Source organism: Stenotrophomonas sp. HMSC10F07, assembly GCF_001807895.1.
Taxonomy (GTDB): Bacteria; Pseudomonadota; Gammaproteobacteria; order Xanthomonadales; family Xanthomonadaceae; genus Stenotrophomonas; species Stenotrophomonas sepilia.
The window spans coordinates 30,873-46,167 of the sequence record NZ_KV791374.1 but is presented as its reverse complement, the minus strand read 5'-3'; the positions used below and the strand labels follow the sequence as shown (position 1 = coordinate 46,167).

General features: G+C 67.1%; 11 protein-coding genes and 3 tRNA genes (1 of these 14 running past the window's edge). 7 read left to right on the top strand and 7 right to left on the bottom strand.

Going from position 1 to position 15,295, the window contains the following annotated elements:
• Positions 1 to 83 precede the first annotated feature (83 nt).
• Complete coding sequence (locus tag HMPREF3114_RS09490) at positions 84 to 1,472, top strand: cation:proton antiporter domain-containing protein (protein WP_053497121.1); 1,389 nt, start codon at positions 84 to 86, stop codon at positions 1,470 to 1,472.
• Between the two features lie 82 nt (positions 1,473 to 1,554).
• Here the strand turns inward: HMPREF3114_RS09490 and HMPREF3114_RS09485 are convergent, their stop codons facing one another.
• Positions 1,555 to 3,882 carry a penicillin acylase family protein gene (locus HMPREF3114_RS09485; RefSeq protein WP_053501259.1) on the bottom strand — a complete coding sequence of 776 codons (2,328 nt, stop codon included), beginning with the start codon at positions 3,880 to 3,882 and terminating at the stop codon, positions 1,555 to 1,557.
• 124 nt (positions 3,883 to 4,006) lie between these two features.
• Here HMPREF3114_RS09485 and bfr point away from each other — a divergent pair, with 124 nt between their 5' ends.
• Entirely contained in the window at positions 4,007 to 4,495 is a 489-nt protein-coding gene (bfr, locus tag HMPREF3114_RS09480; protein WP_005415872.1) for a bacterioferritin, read from the top strand.
• Positions 4,496 to 4,869: 374 nt separating this feature from the next.
• Here bfr and parC read toward each other — a convergent pair whose 3' ends face one another.
• Both parC and HMPREF3114_RS09470 read right to left on the bottom strand, forming a co-directional pair.
• On the bottom strand, positions 4,870 to 7,113 hold the full coding sequence (gene parC / locus HMPREF3114_RS09475; protein WP_005415873.1) for a DNA topoisomerase IV subunit A: 2,244 nt from the start codon (positions 7,111 to 7,113) through the stop codon (positions 4,870 to 4,872).
• 59 nt (positions 7,114 to 7,172) lie between these two features.
• Entirely contained in the window at positions 7,173 to 8,054 is an 882-nt protein-coding gene (locus tag HMPREF3114_RS09470; protein ID WP_171958382.1) for a helix-turn-helix domain-containing protein, read from the bottom strand.
• Positions 8,055 to 8,226: 172 nt separating this feature from the next.
• Between HMPREF3114_RS09470 and emrR the strand changes: the two genes are divergently transcribed.
• From emrR to emrB, 4 genes are read left to right on the top strand one after another with little or no spacing between them, the layout of a single operon-like run.
• Positions 8,227 to 8,670, top strand: coding sequence for a multidrug efflux system transcriptional regulator EmrR (emrR, locus tag HMPREF3114_RS09465; RefSeq protein ID WP_005415875.1), 444 nt, complete (start codon positions 8,227 to 8,229; stop codon positions 8,668 to 8,670).
• A complete protein-coding gene (gene emrC, locus HMPREF3114_RS09460) occupies positions 8,667 to 10,160 on the top strand; it encodes a multidrug efflux transporter outer membrane subunit EmrC (RefSeq protein WP_053501022.1) in 1,494 nt (497 codons plus the stop codon). The genes emrR and emrC overlap by 4 nt, the downstream gene beginning before the upstream one ends.
• 11 nt (positions 10,161 to 10,171) lie before the next feature.
• Positions 10,172 to 11,353: a multidrug efflux MFS transporter periplasmic adaptor subunit EmrA gene (emrA, locus tag HMPREF3114_RS09455; RefSeq protein ID WP_053501021.1), complete on the top strand. Its 1,182-nt coding sequence runs from the start codon at positions 10,172 to 10,174 to the stop codon at positions 11,351 to 11,353.
• A 7-nt stretch (positions 11,354 to 11,360) separates the two neighbouring features.
• Positions 11,361 to 12,950, top strand: coding sequence for a multidrug efflux MFS transporter permease subunit EmrB (gene emrB / locus HMPREF3114_RS09450; RefSeq protein WP_005415878.1), 1,590 nt, complete (start codon positions 11,361 to 11,363; stop codon positions 12,948 to 12,950).
• 135 nt (positions 12,951 to 13,085) lie between these two features.
• Here emrB and HMPREF3114_RS09445 read toward each other — a convergent pair.
• Both HMPREF3114_RS09445 and HMPREF3114_RS09440 read right to left on the bottom strand, forming a co-directional pair.
• A tRNA-Leu gene (locus HMPREF3114_RS09445) sits at positions 13,086 to 13,170 on the bottom strand.
• A 50-nt stretch (positions 13,171 to 13,220) separates the two neighbouring features.
• Positions 13,221 to 14,120 carry a LysR family transcriptional regulator gene (locus tag HMPREF3114_RS09440; RefSeq protein WP_053501279.1) on the bottom strand — a complete coding sequence of 300 codons (900 nt, stop codon included), beginning with the start codon at positions 14,118 to 14,120 and terminating at the stop codon, positions 13,221 to 13,223.
• Positions 14,121 to 14,220: 100 nt separating this feature from the next.
• Between HMPREF3114_RS09440 and HMPREF3114_RS09435 the strand changes: the two genes are divergently transcribed.
• Positions 14,221 to 14,967, top strand: coding sequence for a sulfite exporter TauE/SafE family protein (locus HMPREF3114_RS09435; protein ID WP_053501281.1), 747 nt, complete (start codon positions 14,221 to 14,223; stop codon positions 14,965 to 14,967).
• A gap of 56 nt (positions 14,968 to 15,023) precedes the next feature.
• Here the strand turns inward: HMPREF3114_RS09435 and HMPREF3114_RS09430 are convergent.
• A tRNA-Leu gene (locus tag HMPREF3114_RS09430) sits at positions 15,024 to 15,108 on the bottom strand.
• A gap of 153 nt (positions 15,109 to 15,261) precedes the next feature.
• Positions 15,262 to 15,295 (bottom strand) — tRNA-OTHER (locus tag HMPREF3114_RS09425); it runs 52 nt beyond the window's last position.

The window sequence follows — 15,295 nt, the reverse complement described above, 5'->3', positions numbered from 1 at the left end:
GAGGGGGGCGGGGTGCTTGTGCCACCAACGACTTAATCCCCTCCGTCCCCTTTTTGTATGATCGCCCCCCTGCACATTGGGGAATGTTCATGGACGTACACAGCGGGGGCCAGGTGCCACCGACGAAGTGGGGATGGCGCTACCTGGCCTGGGCCGGGGTCCCGCTGCTGGTCGGCGTGCTGCTGGCCCGTTATGCCGGGCCGGCGGCGCCCGAAGCTGTTGCCCGTGCCACGGGCCCGGCTGAAGCCACCTGGGTGCAGCATCTGGCGTCGCCGCTGGGCCTGTTCCTGCTGCAGCTGCTGGTGCTGCTGCTGGTGGCCAAGGGCGCAGGCGCGCTGCTCAAGCACTTTGGACAACCGGCGGTGATCGGCGAGATGGCCGCCGGCCTGATGATGGGCCCATTGATGCTCGGCAGCCTGTTGCCGCCGCTGCATGGAGCCTTGTTCCCGCCCAGCTCGCTGGGCCCGCTGGGCATGCTCAGCCAGTTGGGTGTGCTGATGTTCCTGCTGGTGGCCGGTGCCGAGCTGGACCTGGCGGCGCTGCGTGGACGCCGGCGTTTTGCCTTTACGGTCAGCCATGCCGGCATCGCGGTGCCGTTCGTGCTTGGCGTCGCCCTGGCGATCTGGCTGTACCCGCAGCACGGCCCACAGGGGGTGGGCTTCACGGCATTCGCACTGTTCGTCGGCATTTCGATGAGCATCACCGCCTTCCCCGTGTTGCTGCGCATCCTTGCCGATCGCGGCATCACGCAGACCCCGCTGGGTCAGACCGCCATCGCCTGCGCTGCATTGGGTGATGCCACCGCGTGGTGCCTGCTGGCGCTGATCGTGGCCGCCGCCCAGGCCAGCGGATGGCTGCCGGCCAGCCTCAACCTGCTGTGCGTGGTCGCGTTCGTGGCGCTGATGCTGGGGCTGGTGAGGCCGTGGTTCGCCCGCCAGCAGATCGCGCCGGGCCGTGAGGGGCGGTGGCTGTTGGGCATCCTGCTGCTGTCGCTGGCCAGTGCCCTGGTCACCGAGATGCTCGGCATCCATGCGCTGTTCGGTGCGTTCGCGGCGGGCGTGGCGGTGTCGTCCAATGTGCAGTTGCGCGAGCTGCTGATGGCGCGCGTCGAACCGTTCGCGGTGACGCTGCTACTGCCGCTGTTCTTCGCCATGACCGGCCTGCGCATGCGCGCCGATACACTGCAGGCCAGCGATGGCCTGTTGTGCGTGGTGGTGATCGCGGTAGCCACGACGGGCAAGCTGCTGGGCACCTTCAGTGCCGCACGCAGTGCCGGCATGCCCGCCCGTGAGGCGTGGCGGCTGGGTGCACTGATGAACACCCGTGGCCTGATGGAGCTGATCGTGCTCAACCTGGGCTACGAACTTGGCCTGCTCGGTGACCGGCTGTTCGCGGTGCTGGTGATCATGGCGCTGGTGACAACGGCGATGACCGGGCCACTGTTGAACCTGATCGAGCGGCGCAGGGGCTGAGCGTTGAACGGTAGTGCCGGCCGCTGGCCGGCAACCTCATGATGCTGGATGCACCTGCATGGATGCCGGCCAGCGGCCGGCACTACCGCGCCGGCACCAGCGTCATGGTGTGCTGCGCCTTGCCGGGCAGGAACGGCGTCGGCCGGCCATGCACCCAGTCTTCGTGGCCGGCACCCCAGTAGGGCGACAGTGGATGCCCACTCTGGCCGCCGGGCATGTGCACGATACCGTCGGCCTCGTGGCCCGGTGAAACCACCATGCGCTCGGAAGCGCCGAAGTTCGGCGTCTGCACGCGCGGCATGTCGCGGTCGCCGGGCAGGCGGTCGGCCGGCATGCACAGCCAGCGTTTGGCGATGTCCGGCAGCGCCCGTGCGATGGGATGGCAGATCGCCGCGGTGTTGCGTTCGCCCCAGCTGCGTTTGGCCAGCGGTCCCTGCCTGGTCAGCTCGTTTTCGGTACGGCGTGCGGCGTCGATCAGCAGTGCATCCCAGCTGTCGAAGGCCGGTGGCAGCAGATTGGCCGGCCGCTGCTGCAGCATCGGCCAGGCCACGCCTTCCAGCTGCGCCAGGCGCGGCTCCAGATAGTCATCGCCCAGCTGCGCATTGGCCGGTGCCAGCAGTGCATCGGACAGTGTGTTCATCACCTGCGTACGGAACTCACGCACCACCCGGTAGCTGACCGAGCTGGCCGAGGCACGGCCGCCCCATTGATGGCTGGCCTCCGTCAAGCGCTTCAGTGCAGGGTCGTCACTGCGTTCGATGACGTCGTGCAGCAGCGCCCACCAGCGCTGCAGGAACACCGCGCGATCGTCGAGCTGGATCGCCAGCAGGTCGTGTTCATCGAAGCGCTCCTGGATCGCCAGCAGGTCGCGGATCTGCCGCGCACGGGCACCCAGGTCATAACCGCCATTGCCGACGGTAGCCAGCGCCTCGCCGTCGAGGACGCGGCCGTTGGCGGTCCACAGGCGATGGTTGGGGGGATCGATCAATGCCGGCGAGGCATCGCTGCGGATCGGCCAGGGGGCGCAGTCCTGGTTGTGGGCGGCGTTGAAGCCGGCCGGCGCGCAGCCCGGACCGCGATCCGGGCGGGCGCCGATCAGGCGCCAGGCGATGCGTCCGGTACGGTCGCCGACCACCAGGTTCTGTGCGGGAATGCCGGCGTGGTCGGCGAACTGCAAGGCTGCGTCCAGATCACCGGCGCGGGCCAGGTCACCGAAGTCCAGGCGCACCGCACCGGGCAGCTGGGCGACCCAGCGCAGCGCGTCGCCGCTGCCATCGGCATGCGTGTGCAGGATCGGTCCCCAGGCGGTTTCGCGTACCGGGAACCGCACATCGGCCTGGCCGGCCACCGCAATCCGTTCTTCATGCACCGTCACTGCGGCATTGGCCGGTTCGGTGCGGTAGTCCGCCGTGTCGATGTAGCTGTTGGTGAAGCCCCAGGCGACGTGCCCGTTGCTGCCGACGATCACGGCCGGAAGGCCCGGCAGCGAGAAGCCGGTGACGTCGACCTGGCCGCCAGCGGCCTGCGGGTCGGGGTAGCGCAGGCGCACGCGGAACCACAGGCTGGGTGCGCGCAGGCCCAGGTGCATGTCGTCGGCAACAATGGCGCGGCCGTCGGCGGTGAGCGCACCGCCCACCGCGAAGTTGTTGCTGCCGACGGCATCGGCTTCTTCCTGCCCGGTGCCCGGTTTTCCCTTCAGCGTGCGCAGGTCCAGCTGGCTGGCACCGGGCAGCGTGGCGTTGCCGGTCGGTTCGCCGAACAGCGGTGCATCCCATTCAGTGCCGTCGTGGGCGATCAGTGCGTACAGCGCCGACGGCACCACCGCGCGGATGCGGCTGAGCGCAAGCTCGGTCTGGTTGCCGGGATCCTGCAGGTCGGCGTACATGGCCAGCCCGGCCAGCACGCTGTCGCTGGCCTGCCAAGGCTGCGGTGACTGCCGCAGCAGCAGGTACGCCCACGGCCGCACGGAGAGGTCGGCAAGGCCTTCGTTGACGCCGTCCACGTAGGCGCGCACGGCATCGCCGTTGTCGCCCAATGCAGCGTCCATGTGTGCCTCGGTGCGTGCGCGCAAACGGTGCACGCGCATGCGCTTGTCGGCGTCGATGGCCTTCGGTCCGAACAGTGCGGACAGTTCGCCGGCGGCGCTGCGGCGCATCAGGTCCATCTCGAAGTAGCGTTCCTGCGCGTGTACGCGGCCGAGTGCGCGCATCGCGTCGGCCTGGCTGCCGGCCGTGATGGTGACCACGCCCAGCGCATCGCGTTCGAGGGTGACCGGCTTCGCCAGTCCCGGCAACGCATGCTCGCCGTCCAGATCGGCCAGGCTGCCGCGCAGCAGCAGCCACAGCACCAGGGCGGTGACCAGGACGATGGCGATCAATACGCCCAGCACCCAACGCCATGTACGTCGCATCGCACGTCCTTTCCGAACTCGTGGGCCGATTGTAGCCGCAGGCGCAACTGCGACTGATTCCGATTAGATCACCGTATTCTGAAATGCGGCACCCTATGCCACATCGATTCACAGGAGCCCCCCCATGAAAGGCAACCCGGACGTCATCGCCTGCCTGAAGGAACTGCTGCGTGGCGAGCTCGCTGCCCGCGACCAGTACTTCATCCATTCCCGCCGCTACGAGGATCAGGGCCTGTTCGCACTTTACGAACGCCTGAACCACGAGATGGAAGAGGAAACCCAGCACGCCGATGCGCTGCTGCGCCGGATCCTGTTCCTGGGCGGCGACCCGGACATGCGCCCGCACGCCACCGAGCCGGGCAAAACCGTCGAAGAGATGCTGCAGAAGGATCTCGACACTGAATACGCCGTTCGGAACAATCTCGCCGCCGGCATGAAGCTGTGCGAGGAGAAGGGCGACTACGTGAGCCGCGACATCCTGTTGGCGCAGCTGAAGGACACCGAAGAAGACCACGCCTGGTGGCTGGAACAGCAGCTGGGCCTGATCAAGCGCATCGGCCTGGAGCTGTACCAGCTGAGCAAGATCGACGGCAGCGGCGCCCCGGCGCACTGAGCCGACGTCGCTCTCTGTAGAGCCGAGCCAATGCTCGGCTGCCTTCCGGTAGAGCCGACCGCTGGTCGGCTGCTCTGCAGAAAGCAGCCGACCAGCGGTCGGCTCTACCAGAAGCGGGAAGCAGCCGACCTGCGGTCGGCTCCGCCAGAAGAAGCACAGCGTTCTGTCGCACGCCAGCACCGGAGCACCGCGAGCCCGCCTTCGCCCGCCAGCCGCTCCACCGCCCGCCAGCCGACAACGAAAAAGCCGGGGAATGCCCCGGCTTTTTCGTGCCTGACGTCCGTCACAGTGTGCCAACCAAGGCTGACACCTGCCAGGAGCAATAGTCCGGGGTCAGAGCCCGTTCCGTTGGAACGGGATCCGACCCGAAGCCCTCACTCCACCGACAACCCTTCCACCTTCTGCCAGCCGCGCGGCAGCAGGTGGCCGCGTGTGGCGCGGGCGCCGAGGTAGGCGTCGAGCTCGTTGAACTTCAGCCCCATCGTGCGCTGGCCGGCGCGGACCTGCAGGGTCTGCCCCGGGCTGATCGCCACGATGGCGACCACGCGTTCGGTGGCGAGCTTGGCCTTCGGGATCTCGATGATCTTGTTGCCCTTGCCCTTGTCCAGTTCCGGCAGGTCGTTGGCGGCGATCGCCAGCAGGTTGCCGGAGCTGGTCACTGCCACGATGCGGTCGGTGGCGACGTTGGCCACTGCCGACGGGGTCAGCACCGACGAACCTGCAGACAGGTTCAGCATCGCCTTGCCGGCCTTGTTGCGGCCGATCAGGTTCTCGAAGCGGGTGACGAAGCCATAACCGTGGCTGGAGGCGAGCACGAAGCGGGTGTCCGGCTCGGCGCTGGCCAGGGTCACGAAGCTGGTGCCCGGTGCCGGCGAGAAGCGGCCGGTCAGCGGTTCACCATTGCCGCGTGCGGAGGGCAGGGTGTGCACCGGCGTCGAGTAGGCGCGGCCCTCGCTGTCGAGGAACGCGACCTGCTGGGTGCTGCGTGCGCGCACCGCGCCCTGCAGTCCGTCGCCTTCACGGTAGGACAGGGCAGATGCATCGACGTCGTGGCCCTTGGCGGCACGGATCCAGCCCTTCTCCGACAGCACCACGGTCATCGGTTCGCTCGGCACCAGCTCGGTCTCGTCGATGGCCTGCGCCGCCTGGCGCTGCACCAGCGGCGAACGGCGTGCGTCGCCGAACTTCCTGGCGTCGGCGGTCAGTTCATCGCGGATCAGCTTCTTCAGCTTGGCTTTGCTGTCGAGGATGCCGAGGATCTTCTCGCGCTCCTTGGCCAGCTCTTCCTGCTCGCCGCGGATCTTCATCTCTTCCAGGCGGGCCAGCTGCTTCAGCTTGGTTTCCAGGATGTACTCGGCCTGTTCCTCGGACAGTCCGAAGCGCGCGATCAGCGCCGCCTTCGGTTCGTCCTCGGTACGGATGATGTGGATCACCTCGTCCAGGTTGAGGAAGGCGACCAGCAGGCCTTCCAGCAGGTGCAGGCGGCGCTCGACCTTCTGCAGGCGGTGCTGCAGGCGGCGGGTGACGGTGTTGCTGCGGAAGGTCAGCCATTCGCTGAGCAGCGTCTTCAGGTTCTTCACCTGCGGACGGCCGTCCAGCCCGATCACGTTGAGGTTGACGCGGTAGCTGCGCTCCAGGTCCGTAGTGGCGAACAGGTGGCCCATCAGCTGGTCGGCGTCGACCCTGTTCGAACGCGGCACCAGCACCACGCGCACCGGGTTGGCGTGGTCGGATTCATCGCGGATGTCTTCCAGCCACGGCAGCTTCTTGGCGCGCATCTGTGCGGCGATCTGCTCGATCACCTTCGACGGCGACACCTGGAACGGCAGCGCCGTGATCACGATGTTGCTGGCTTCCTTGGTGAAGGTCGCGCGTGCACGCACGCTGCCGTTGCCAGTCTCGTAGATGTTGCGCAGGTCATTGGCCGCAGTGATGATCTCGGCGCTGGACGGGTAGTCCGGGCCCTGCACGTGTTCGCACAGGTCGCGCACGGTGGCGTCGGGGTTGTCCAGCAGGTGCAGCAGCGCGCTGACGATCTCGTTGAGATTGTGCGGCGGCACGTCGGTGGCCATGCCCACGGCGATGCCGGTGGTGCCGTTGAGCAGCAGGTGCGGCAGCCGCGCCGGCATCCAGGTCGGCTCCTGCAGGGTACCGTCGAAGTTCGGTGCCCAGTCGGTGGTGCCCTGGCCCAGTTCGCCCAGCAGCACTTCGGCGATCGGGGTCAGCTTGGATTCGGTGTAACGCATCGCCGCGAACGACTTCGGGTCGTCGCTGGAGCCGAAGTTGCCCTGGCCCTCGATCAGCGGGTAGCGGTACGAGAACGGCTGCGCCATCAGCACCAGCGCCTCGTAGCACGCGCTGTCGCCGTGCGGGTGGTATTTACCGATGACGTCGCCGACGGTGCGCGCGGACTTCTTCGGCTTGGACGCGGCATTCAGGCCCAGCTCGCTCATCGAATAGATGATGCGGCGCTGCACCGGCTTCAGGCCGTCGCCGATGAACGGCAGGGCACGGTCCAGGACCACGTACATCGAGTAGTCGAGGTAGGCGCGTTCGGCGTACTCGCGCAGCGGCAGTTGTTCGAATCCGTGGAACACGGGGCGGGCAAGTTCGGTCATGCGGCGTTGTTACCTATGTCGGGAGGCGGCGACGGCGGTCGCCGCTCGCAATCCTGTGATTATCCGGATGCGGCGGGGGATGCCAAGCCGCGCGCAGGGTCCAGCCCGGTTTCCAGGCCGTGGCCGGCCCGCGCCAGGTAGCGCCCCGGTGGCAGCCCGAAGTGGCGGCGGAACACGGTGACGAAGGCGCTGGCGCTGCTGAAGCCCAGTGCGTGGGCGATGTCGGCGACGCTGCGGCCATCGGTCAACTGGCGCAGGGCTTCGGAGAGCCGGGCCTGCTGCCGCCACTGGGCGAAGCTGAGCGTGGTCTCGTCGCGGAAGTGGCGGGTCAGGCTGCGCGGTGACAGGCCGGCCCAGTGCGCCCATTCGGCCAGGCTGCGTTCGTCGGACGGGTCGGCCAGCAGCTGCGAGGCGATCTTCAGCAGGCGCCGGTCATGCGGCATCGGCAGGTGCATGCGCTGGCGTGGCGCTGTGCGGATCTCGTCCACCAGCACCTCGATGATGTGCTGGCGTTCGGAGGTGGTGTCGTAGCCCGGTGGCCAGTCACAGATGCGGTCGGCGAGCGCCTGCGCCAGCTTGGACAGGCCCAGCACGCAGGGATCGGAGGGCAGGGTGGCGCAGACCGGAGCCGCCAGCGCCATGCCCCAGCCACGCAGGGGGCCGTCGAGGGTGACCGTGTGCGGCTCCAGCGGTGGCATCCAGCCGGCCGAGCCCGGCGCCAGCGACCAGGTGCCGTGCGAGGTACGGGTGGTCAGCAGGCCGCGCTCGACGCAGATCAGCTGCGCGCGCTGGTGATGATGCCAATCCACTTCACGGACCAGCCCTTGCGGGCTGTCGAAACGGAAACCGACCACCGGGGGACCGTCGTTGCGCTCGAACCAGTCCAGTGCCTCGTCCCTGAGCAGGCGTTTGGGAGCGGGGATTTCTGCCTTGTTCATCATGTCTGCTGGCTGAAATGTGTCATCCATTGGCTAGATTGTACTACCGGGCCACCTGGCTAGGTCATTAAGGTAGGCGCCTTCACTGATCCAGCCCACTGCTGCAACACAGCATTCGATGCCAGATCAAATATTTCCATTGAGAAATATTTTTTTTGGAAGAGAATGCTCCCCCATGATCTGTCCTGCAACCACTCCCCCCAGCTTCGGCCTGCTGCTGCGCCAGGTGCGCGACGGCCTGGTCCGCCAACTCGACGCGTCCATGGCTGAAGAAGATCTGGGCATCGGCTTCACCCACTACATCGGGTTGAAGGTGCTTTCGAACATGGCGCCGTGCACCGCCAACGAACTGGCCCAGGCCATCGATCAGGTGCCCAGCGCGGTGACCCGGCTGCTGGACAAGCTCGAAGCGCTGGGCTGCGTCCGCCGCGAACCGCATGCGCAGGACCGGCGGGCACTGCAGATCGTGCTGACCGACGAAGGCCGCGCGCTGTGGGCGCGCTTGAAGCTGCGTGGCGACGCGGTGATGGATTACGCCCTGCGTGATCTTTCCGCCGACGAGCGCACGCTGCTGCTGTCTCTCCTTACCCGAATCCGCGATTCACTGACGACCCCATGAACCCGATCCCGCATTCCACTCTCCGCCGGTCCGGGCGCGCGCTGCTGGTGTCAGCGCTGGCCCTGGCCCTGGCCGCCTGCGCCAGCAGTCGTGGCCTCAACCCGCAGGGCCACGTGCTTGACGTGGACAGCCTGCACAGCGAACGCACCTTGGCCGACACCGACCTGAGCGCCACCGGCTTCCCGGCGCAGGACTGGTGGAAGGCACTGGGTGATGCGCAGCTGGACGCGCTGGTCGCCGAGGGCCTGGCCGGCCACCCGAGCCTTGACGCCGCCGATGCCCGCCTGCGCCAGGCCCAGGCCCAGGTCGGCACCGCACGTGCCGACGAACTGCCGAGCCTGTCGGTGTCCGGTGGCTACACCGGCCTGCGCCTGCCCGAATCGATGGTCGGCAGCGAGATGGGTGGCCGTTACGGCGGCAGCAGCCAGGTCGCCTTCGACTTCAGTTATGGCGTGGACCTGTGGGGCGGCAAGCGCGCCGCCTGGGAAGCCGCCGTGGACGGCGCCCACGCCGCCACCGTTGAAGCGCAGGCCGCGCGCCTGAACCTGTCCACTGGCATCACCCAGGCCTATGCCGACCTGGCCTACGCGTGGCAGCTCAACGACGTAGCCGAGGAAGAGCTGAGCCGTTCGCAGAAGTCACTTGAACTGACCCGCCAGCGCCGCCGCGCCGGCATCGACAGTGATCTGCAGGTGCGCCAGGCCGAGGCCCGCGTGCCGGCCGCGCAGCAGCAGGTGCAGGCCGCCCAGCAGCGCATCGACGCGGCCCGCACCGCACTGGCCGCGCTGGTCGGCAAGGGCCCGGACCGTGGCCTGTCGATCCAGCGCCCGCAGCCGCTGAATCCGGTGGCACTGCAGCTGCCGGGCGTGCTGCCCAGCGAACTGCTTGGCCGCCGCCCCGACATCGTGGCCGCACGCTGGCGCGTTGAAGCGGCCGACAAGCAGATCAAGGTTGCCAAGACCAAGTTCTACCCGAGCTTCAACCTGACCGCGCTGGCCGGCGTGGTCGCCCCGGATGTGGGCGACCTGCTGAAGAGCAGTTCCACCTTCGCCTATATCGGCCCTGCGCTGAGCCTGCCGATCTTCGAGGGCGGCAAGCTGCGCGCCAACCTGGCCAATACCGATGCGCAGTACGACCTGGCGGTGGCCAACTACAACCAGACCGTGCTCGATGCGCTGCGTGATGTGGCCGACCAGGTCAACGCGGTGCGCTCGCTGGCACAGCAGGCGCAGTCGCAGCAGCAGGCGGTGGACACCGCACGCGCTGCCTTCGACCTGGCCCAGCAGCGCTACCGCGCCGGCATCGGCAGCTACCTGGACGTGCTGACCGCGCAGTCCACCCTGCTGCAGTCGCAGCAGCAGCTGGCCGGCCTGCAGTCGCAGCAGGTGCAGTCCTCGGTGCGCCTGAGCAAGGCGCTGGGCGGTGGTTTCCAACCCACTGACGCCGACCGCGCACCGATCGCCTCCCATTCCGATTCCTCGCATTCCTGAAGATCTCCGACATGAGCCAGACCCAAGACACCGCGGCCCCGGCCGCCCCCAACCGCCGCGGCAACCTGCTGCGCGGCCTGATCGTGATCGTCGTGCTGCTGCTTGCCGCTTTGGCGCTGTGGTACTTCATGTTCGGCCGTTGGTTCGAAGAGACCGACGATGCCTACGTGCAGGGCAACCAGGTGCAGATCACCCCGCTGGTGGCCGGCACCGTGGTCGCCATCAATGCCGATGACGGCATGCGCGTGGAGCGCGGCCAGCTGCTGGTGCAGCTGGACCCGTCCGACACCGCAGTGGCGCTGCAGCAGGCCGAAGCCAACCTGGCCAAGACCGTGCGCCAGACCCGCGGCCTGTACCGCAGCGTGGAAGGCGCGCAGGCGGACCTGAACGCCCGCCAGGTGACCCTGAAGCGCGTGCGCGAAGACTACGCCCGCCGCAAGGACCTGGCCGCCACCGGCGCCATCTCCAACGAAGAACTGGCCCACGCCCGCGACGAGCTGGCCGCGGCCGAAGCCGCCGTGGCCGGTTCACGCGAGACCGTCGAGCGCAACCGCGCGCTGGTCGACGACACCGTGATCGCCACCCAGCCGGATGTGCAGGCCGCCGCTGCGCAGCTGCGCCAGGCCTTCCTCAACAATGCCCGCGCCGGCATCGTTGCGCCGGTCTCCGGCTACGTCGCCCGTCGTTCGGTGCAGGTCGGCCAGCGCGTGCAGCCGGGCAATGCGCTGATGGCCGTGGTGCCGACCGAGCAGATGTGGGTCGAGGCCAACTTCAAGGAAACCCAGCTGCGCCACATGCGCCTGGGCCAGGAAGTGGAGCTGAAGTCGGACCTGTACGCCGGCGACGTGAAGTACAAGGGGCGCATCCAGAGCCTGGGCCTGGGCACCGGCTCGGCGTTCTCGCTGCTGCCGGCACAGAACGCCAGCGGCAACTGGATCAAGATCGTGCAGCGCGTACCGGTGCGCATCGCCATCGATGCCAAGCAGCTGGCCGAGCACCCGCTGCGCATCGGCCTGTCGATGAAGGCCGAAGTGAGCCTGCGCGACCAGAAGGGCGAAGTGCTGCCGAGCACCCCGGCCAAGGGCACGGTGTTCGACACCGACGTGTATGCCAAGCAGCTGCATGATGCCGACGAGGTGATCCACACGATCATCCAGGGCAACCTGCCGCAGCAACAGGCGAAGGTGGGCTGAGGTCGCCATGTCCGCACAAGCTCCAGCCGCGCCCGGCGCTCCGGGCGCACCGGCGGCGCCGGCTGCAGCCTCCGGGTTCCTGCCGCCCAGCGTCGCCCTGTGCACCGTCGGCCTGGCGATGGCGTCGTTCATGCAGGTGCTCGACACCACCATCGCCAACGTCTCGCTGCCGACCATCGCCGGCAACCTCGGTGCCAGTTCGCAGCAGGCGACCTGGGTCATCACCTCGTTCGCGGTCAGCACGGCCATCGCGCTGCCGCTGACCGGCTGGCTCAGCCGCCGTTTCGGCGAACGCAAACTGTTCGTCTGGGCCACGCTGGCCTTCGTCATCACCTCGCTGTTGTGCGGCCTTGCGCAGAGCATGGGCATGCTGGTGGTGTCGCGTGCGCTGCAGGGTTTCGTGGCCGGTCCGATGTACCCGATCACACAGTCGCTGCTGGTCTCGATCTACCCGCGCGAGAAACGCGGACAGGCATTGGCGCTGCTGGCGATGATCACGGTGGTGGCGCCGATCTGCGGCCCGATCCTCGGTGGCTGGATCACCGACAACTACAGCTGGGAATGGATCTTCCTGATCAACGTGCCACTGGGCATCTTCGCCGCGCTGGTGGTGGGCAACCAGCTGAAGGGACGCCCGGAGCAGATCGAGAAGCCGAAGATGGACTACGTCGGCCTGATCACGCTGGTGATCGGTGTCGGCGCGCTGCAGCTGGTGCTCGACCTGGGCAACGACGAGGACTGGTTCTCGTCGATGAAGATCGTGGTGCTGGCCTGCGTGGCGGTGGTGACGCTGACGGTGTTCCTGATCTGGGAACTGACCGACAAGGATCCGATCGTCGACCTGAAGCTGTTCCGGCACCGCAACTTCCGTGCCGGCACGCTGGCGATGGTGGTGGCCTATGCGGCGTTCTTCAGCGTGGCGTTGCTGATTCCGCAGTGGCTGCAGCGTGACATGGGCTATACCGCGATCTGGGCAGGCCTGGCGACCGCACCGATCGGCATCCTGCCGGTGATCATGACGCCGTTCGTGGGCAAGTATGCGTCGCGCTTCGATATGCGCATGCTGGCCAGCGTGGCGTTCATCGTGCTGTCGATGACCAGCTTCCTGCGCTCGAACTTCAACCTGCAGGTGGACTACATGCACGTGGCCGGCGTGCAGCTGATCATGGGCATTGGCGTGGCGCTGTTCTTCATGCCGGTGCTGCAGATCCTGCTGTCGGACCTGGATGGGCGCGAGATCGCGGCGGGCTCCGGCCTGGCGACGTTCCTGCGCACGCTGGGCGGCAGCTTCGCGGCCTCGCTGACGACGTGGCTGTGGGCGCGGCGTACCCAGGTGCACCATGCCGATCTGACCGAGCACATCTCGGCCTATCAGCCGGGCATGCAGGAGCAGGTCACTGCAATGGGGCAGGGCGACCTGCAACATGGCGCGGCGGTACTGAACAACATGATCAACCACCAGGCATCGCAGATGGGTTTCAACGACATCTTCTTCCTGCTGGGCTGGATCTTCCTGGCGATCATCACCTTCCTTTGGCTGGCCAAGCCGCCGTTCGGCGCAGGCGCAGGTGCGGCGTCCGCGGGCGGTGGGCATTGATCGACCATTGGCGTTGAAACGCACAAAACCCCGCCGCAAGGCGGGGTTTCTGTCTGGTGGATCCACGTCATCGCGTGCCACCCAGCCTCCGGAAACGAAAAAACCCGCTTTCGCGGGTTTGATCATCTTGAGTCGTGGTGCCCAGGAGAGGACTCGAACCTCCACGGTTTTACCCGCTAGTACCTGAAACTAGTGCGTCTACCAATTCCGCCACCTGGGCGACTCAGGAGATGAATTGTGCGGCACGGCAGAGAGTGTGTCAACAACATTTCACACTATTTTCTGCGCTTGCACGCCCAGGTGGTGCAGCAGGCTGCGCATCGCCGGTGACAGCTGCGCCCACTCGGCGAAACAGGCGCACAGGCGGCGTTGCGCCCACGCATCTGCAAGCGGCACCGCAACGGTATGCGTGCTGCGCCGATGCTGGCGCGCAATGGTACGCGGCACGATACCGACACCGATGCCGTGGCCGACCATGATGCAGACGCCCTCGAAGGTCTTCATGCGGATGCGCACGTCCAGTCGGCGACCGATGTCGCGCGCCTGGTCTTCGATGTAGGTCTGCAGTGCATTGCCATCGGCCAGGGCAACGAAGGTCTCGCCGGCAATATCGGCGAAGGTCACGCTGCGCAGTGATGCAAAGCGGTGATCGGCAGGCAGCAGCATCACCAGTGGATCTTCGGCCACCACATGCTGCTGCAGGCCGGTGGCGTCGACTGCATCACTGATGATGCCGGCCTCGGCCTGGCCAGCGCTGATTGCACGCACGACTTCGGGGCTGGTGCGTTCCAGCAGTTCGACGTGCAGGCGGGGTCGTTCGGCCAACCACGGTGCGAGCCGCGAGGGCAGGTAGTTGGTCAGTGCTGCGGTGTTGGCATACAGATGCAGGGTGCCGCGCGCCCCCTGCGCGAATGCCTGCAGTTCGCCGCGCAGCTGTGCCTGCTGTTGCAGGATCAGGCGTGCATGGTGGGCGAGGGCGGCGCCGGCTTCAGTCAGGCTGACGCCACGTGGATGCCGGTTCAACAGCTGGGTGCCGGCATCGGCTTCGATCGTGCGCAGGCGCTCGCTGGCCGAACCCAGGGCCAGGTTCGCCTGCGTTGCGCCGGCAGTGATGCTCCCGGCCTCGGCGATTGCCAGGAACAGGCGCAGGTCGGCGATGTCCATCCGCATGTGGGTGCCCTCATCGCAGGGCCACCGCCTTCGGAGCAGCCGAAGGCAGGGCCGGAAAGACCGCATTGTGCGCCGTTGCTCCGCCCGATCCAATGAAGGCATGGATGAATCGATGTACTTCTACGTGCTGCTGGTGCTGGTGTTCGTATTGGCCGGCGTGGTCAAGGGGGTGACCGGCATGGGGTTGCCGACGGTGGCGATGGGGGTGCTGGGCAGTACGCTGTCGCCGGTGGCGGCAGCGTCGATGCTGTTCATTCCGACCTTCGTCACCAATGTGTGGCAGCTGTTGTCCGGGCCAGCGCTGGGCCCCATCGTGCGGCGCCTGTGGCCGATGATGCTGGCCGTGGTGGTGGTGACGCTGGGTTCGGCAGCGCTGCTGGTACGGGTCGATCGCAGCGGGTCGCGCGTTGCGCTGGGCGTGGCCCTGATGGTCTATGCCGCCTATGCGTTGCTTGCGCCGGTGTTCCGCGTGCCGCAGCGGCGCGAGCGCTGGCTGGGGCCGCTGGTGGGCGCGCTGTCCGGCGTAGTGACCGGCGCCACCGGCGTGTTCGTGATGCCGGCGGTGCCGTACCTGCAATCACTGGGGTTGCAGCGCGAAGAACTGGTGCAGGCGCTCGGGCTGGCGTTCACCGTATCGACGATTGCACTGACCACGGGCCTGGTGCTGCACGGTGCGTTCGGCATCCAGCAGCTGGGCTTGAGTGCACTGGCGGTGGTGCCGGCGCTGCTGGGCATGTGGCTGGGGCAGGTGATCCGGCAGCGGATCAGCGCACGAGTGTTTCGGGCGTGCTTCCTTGGCTTCCTGCTGTTGCTCGGCCTGGAGCTGGTGCTGCGGCCATTGTTCTGATGCCAAATTGCGGGCATGAAAAAACCCGCTTTCGCGGGTCTTTCTCATTCTCGACGTGGTGCCCAGGAGAGGACTCGAACCTCCACGGTTTTACCCGCTAGTACCTGAAACTAGTGCGTCTACCAATTCCGCCACCTGGGCGTCGAGGAGCGAGATTATGGGGTGTCGTTATGGGGGTGTCAATACTTTTTGCTTGCCCGGAGTCGGATCCTGTTTCGCATGCGAAACGGGCTCTGACCCCATGGGACCCGCACAGGCAAAAAAAATCCCCGCCGAAGCGAGGAGTTTTTTCGTTGGTGCCCAGGAGAGGACTCGAACCTCCACGGTT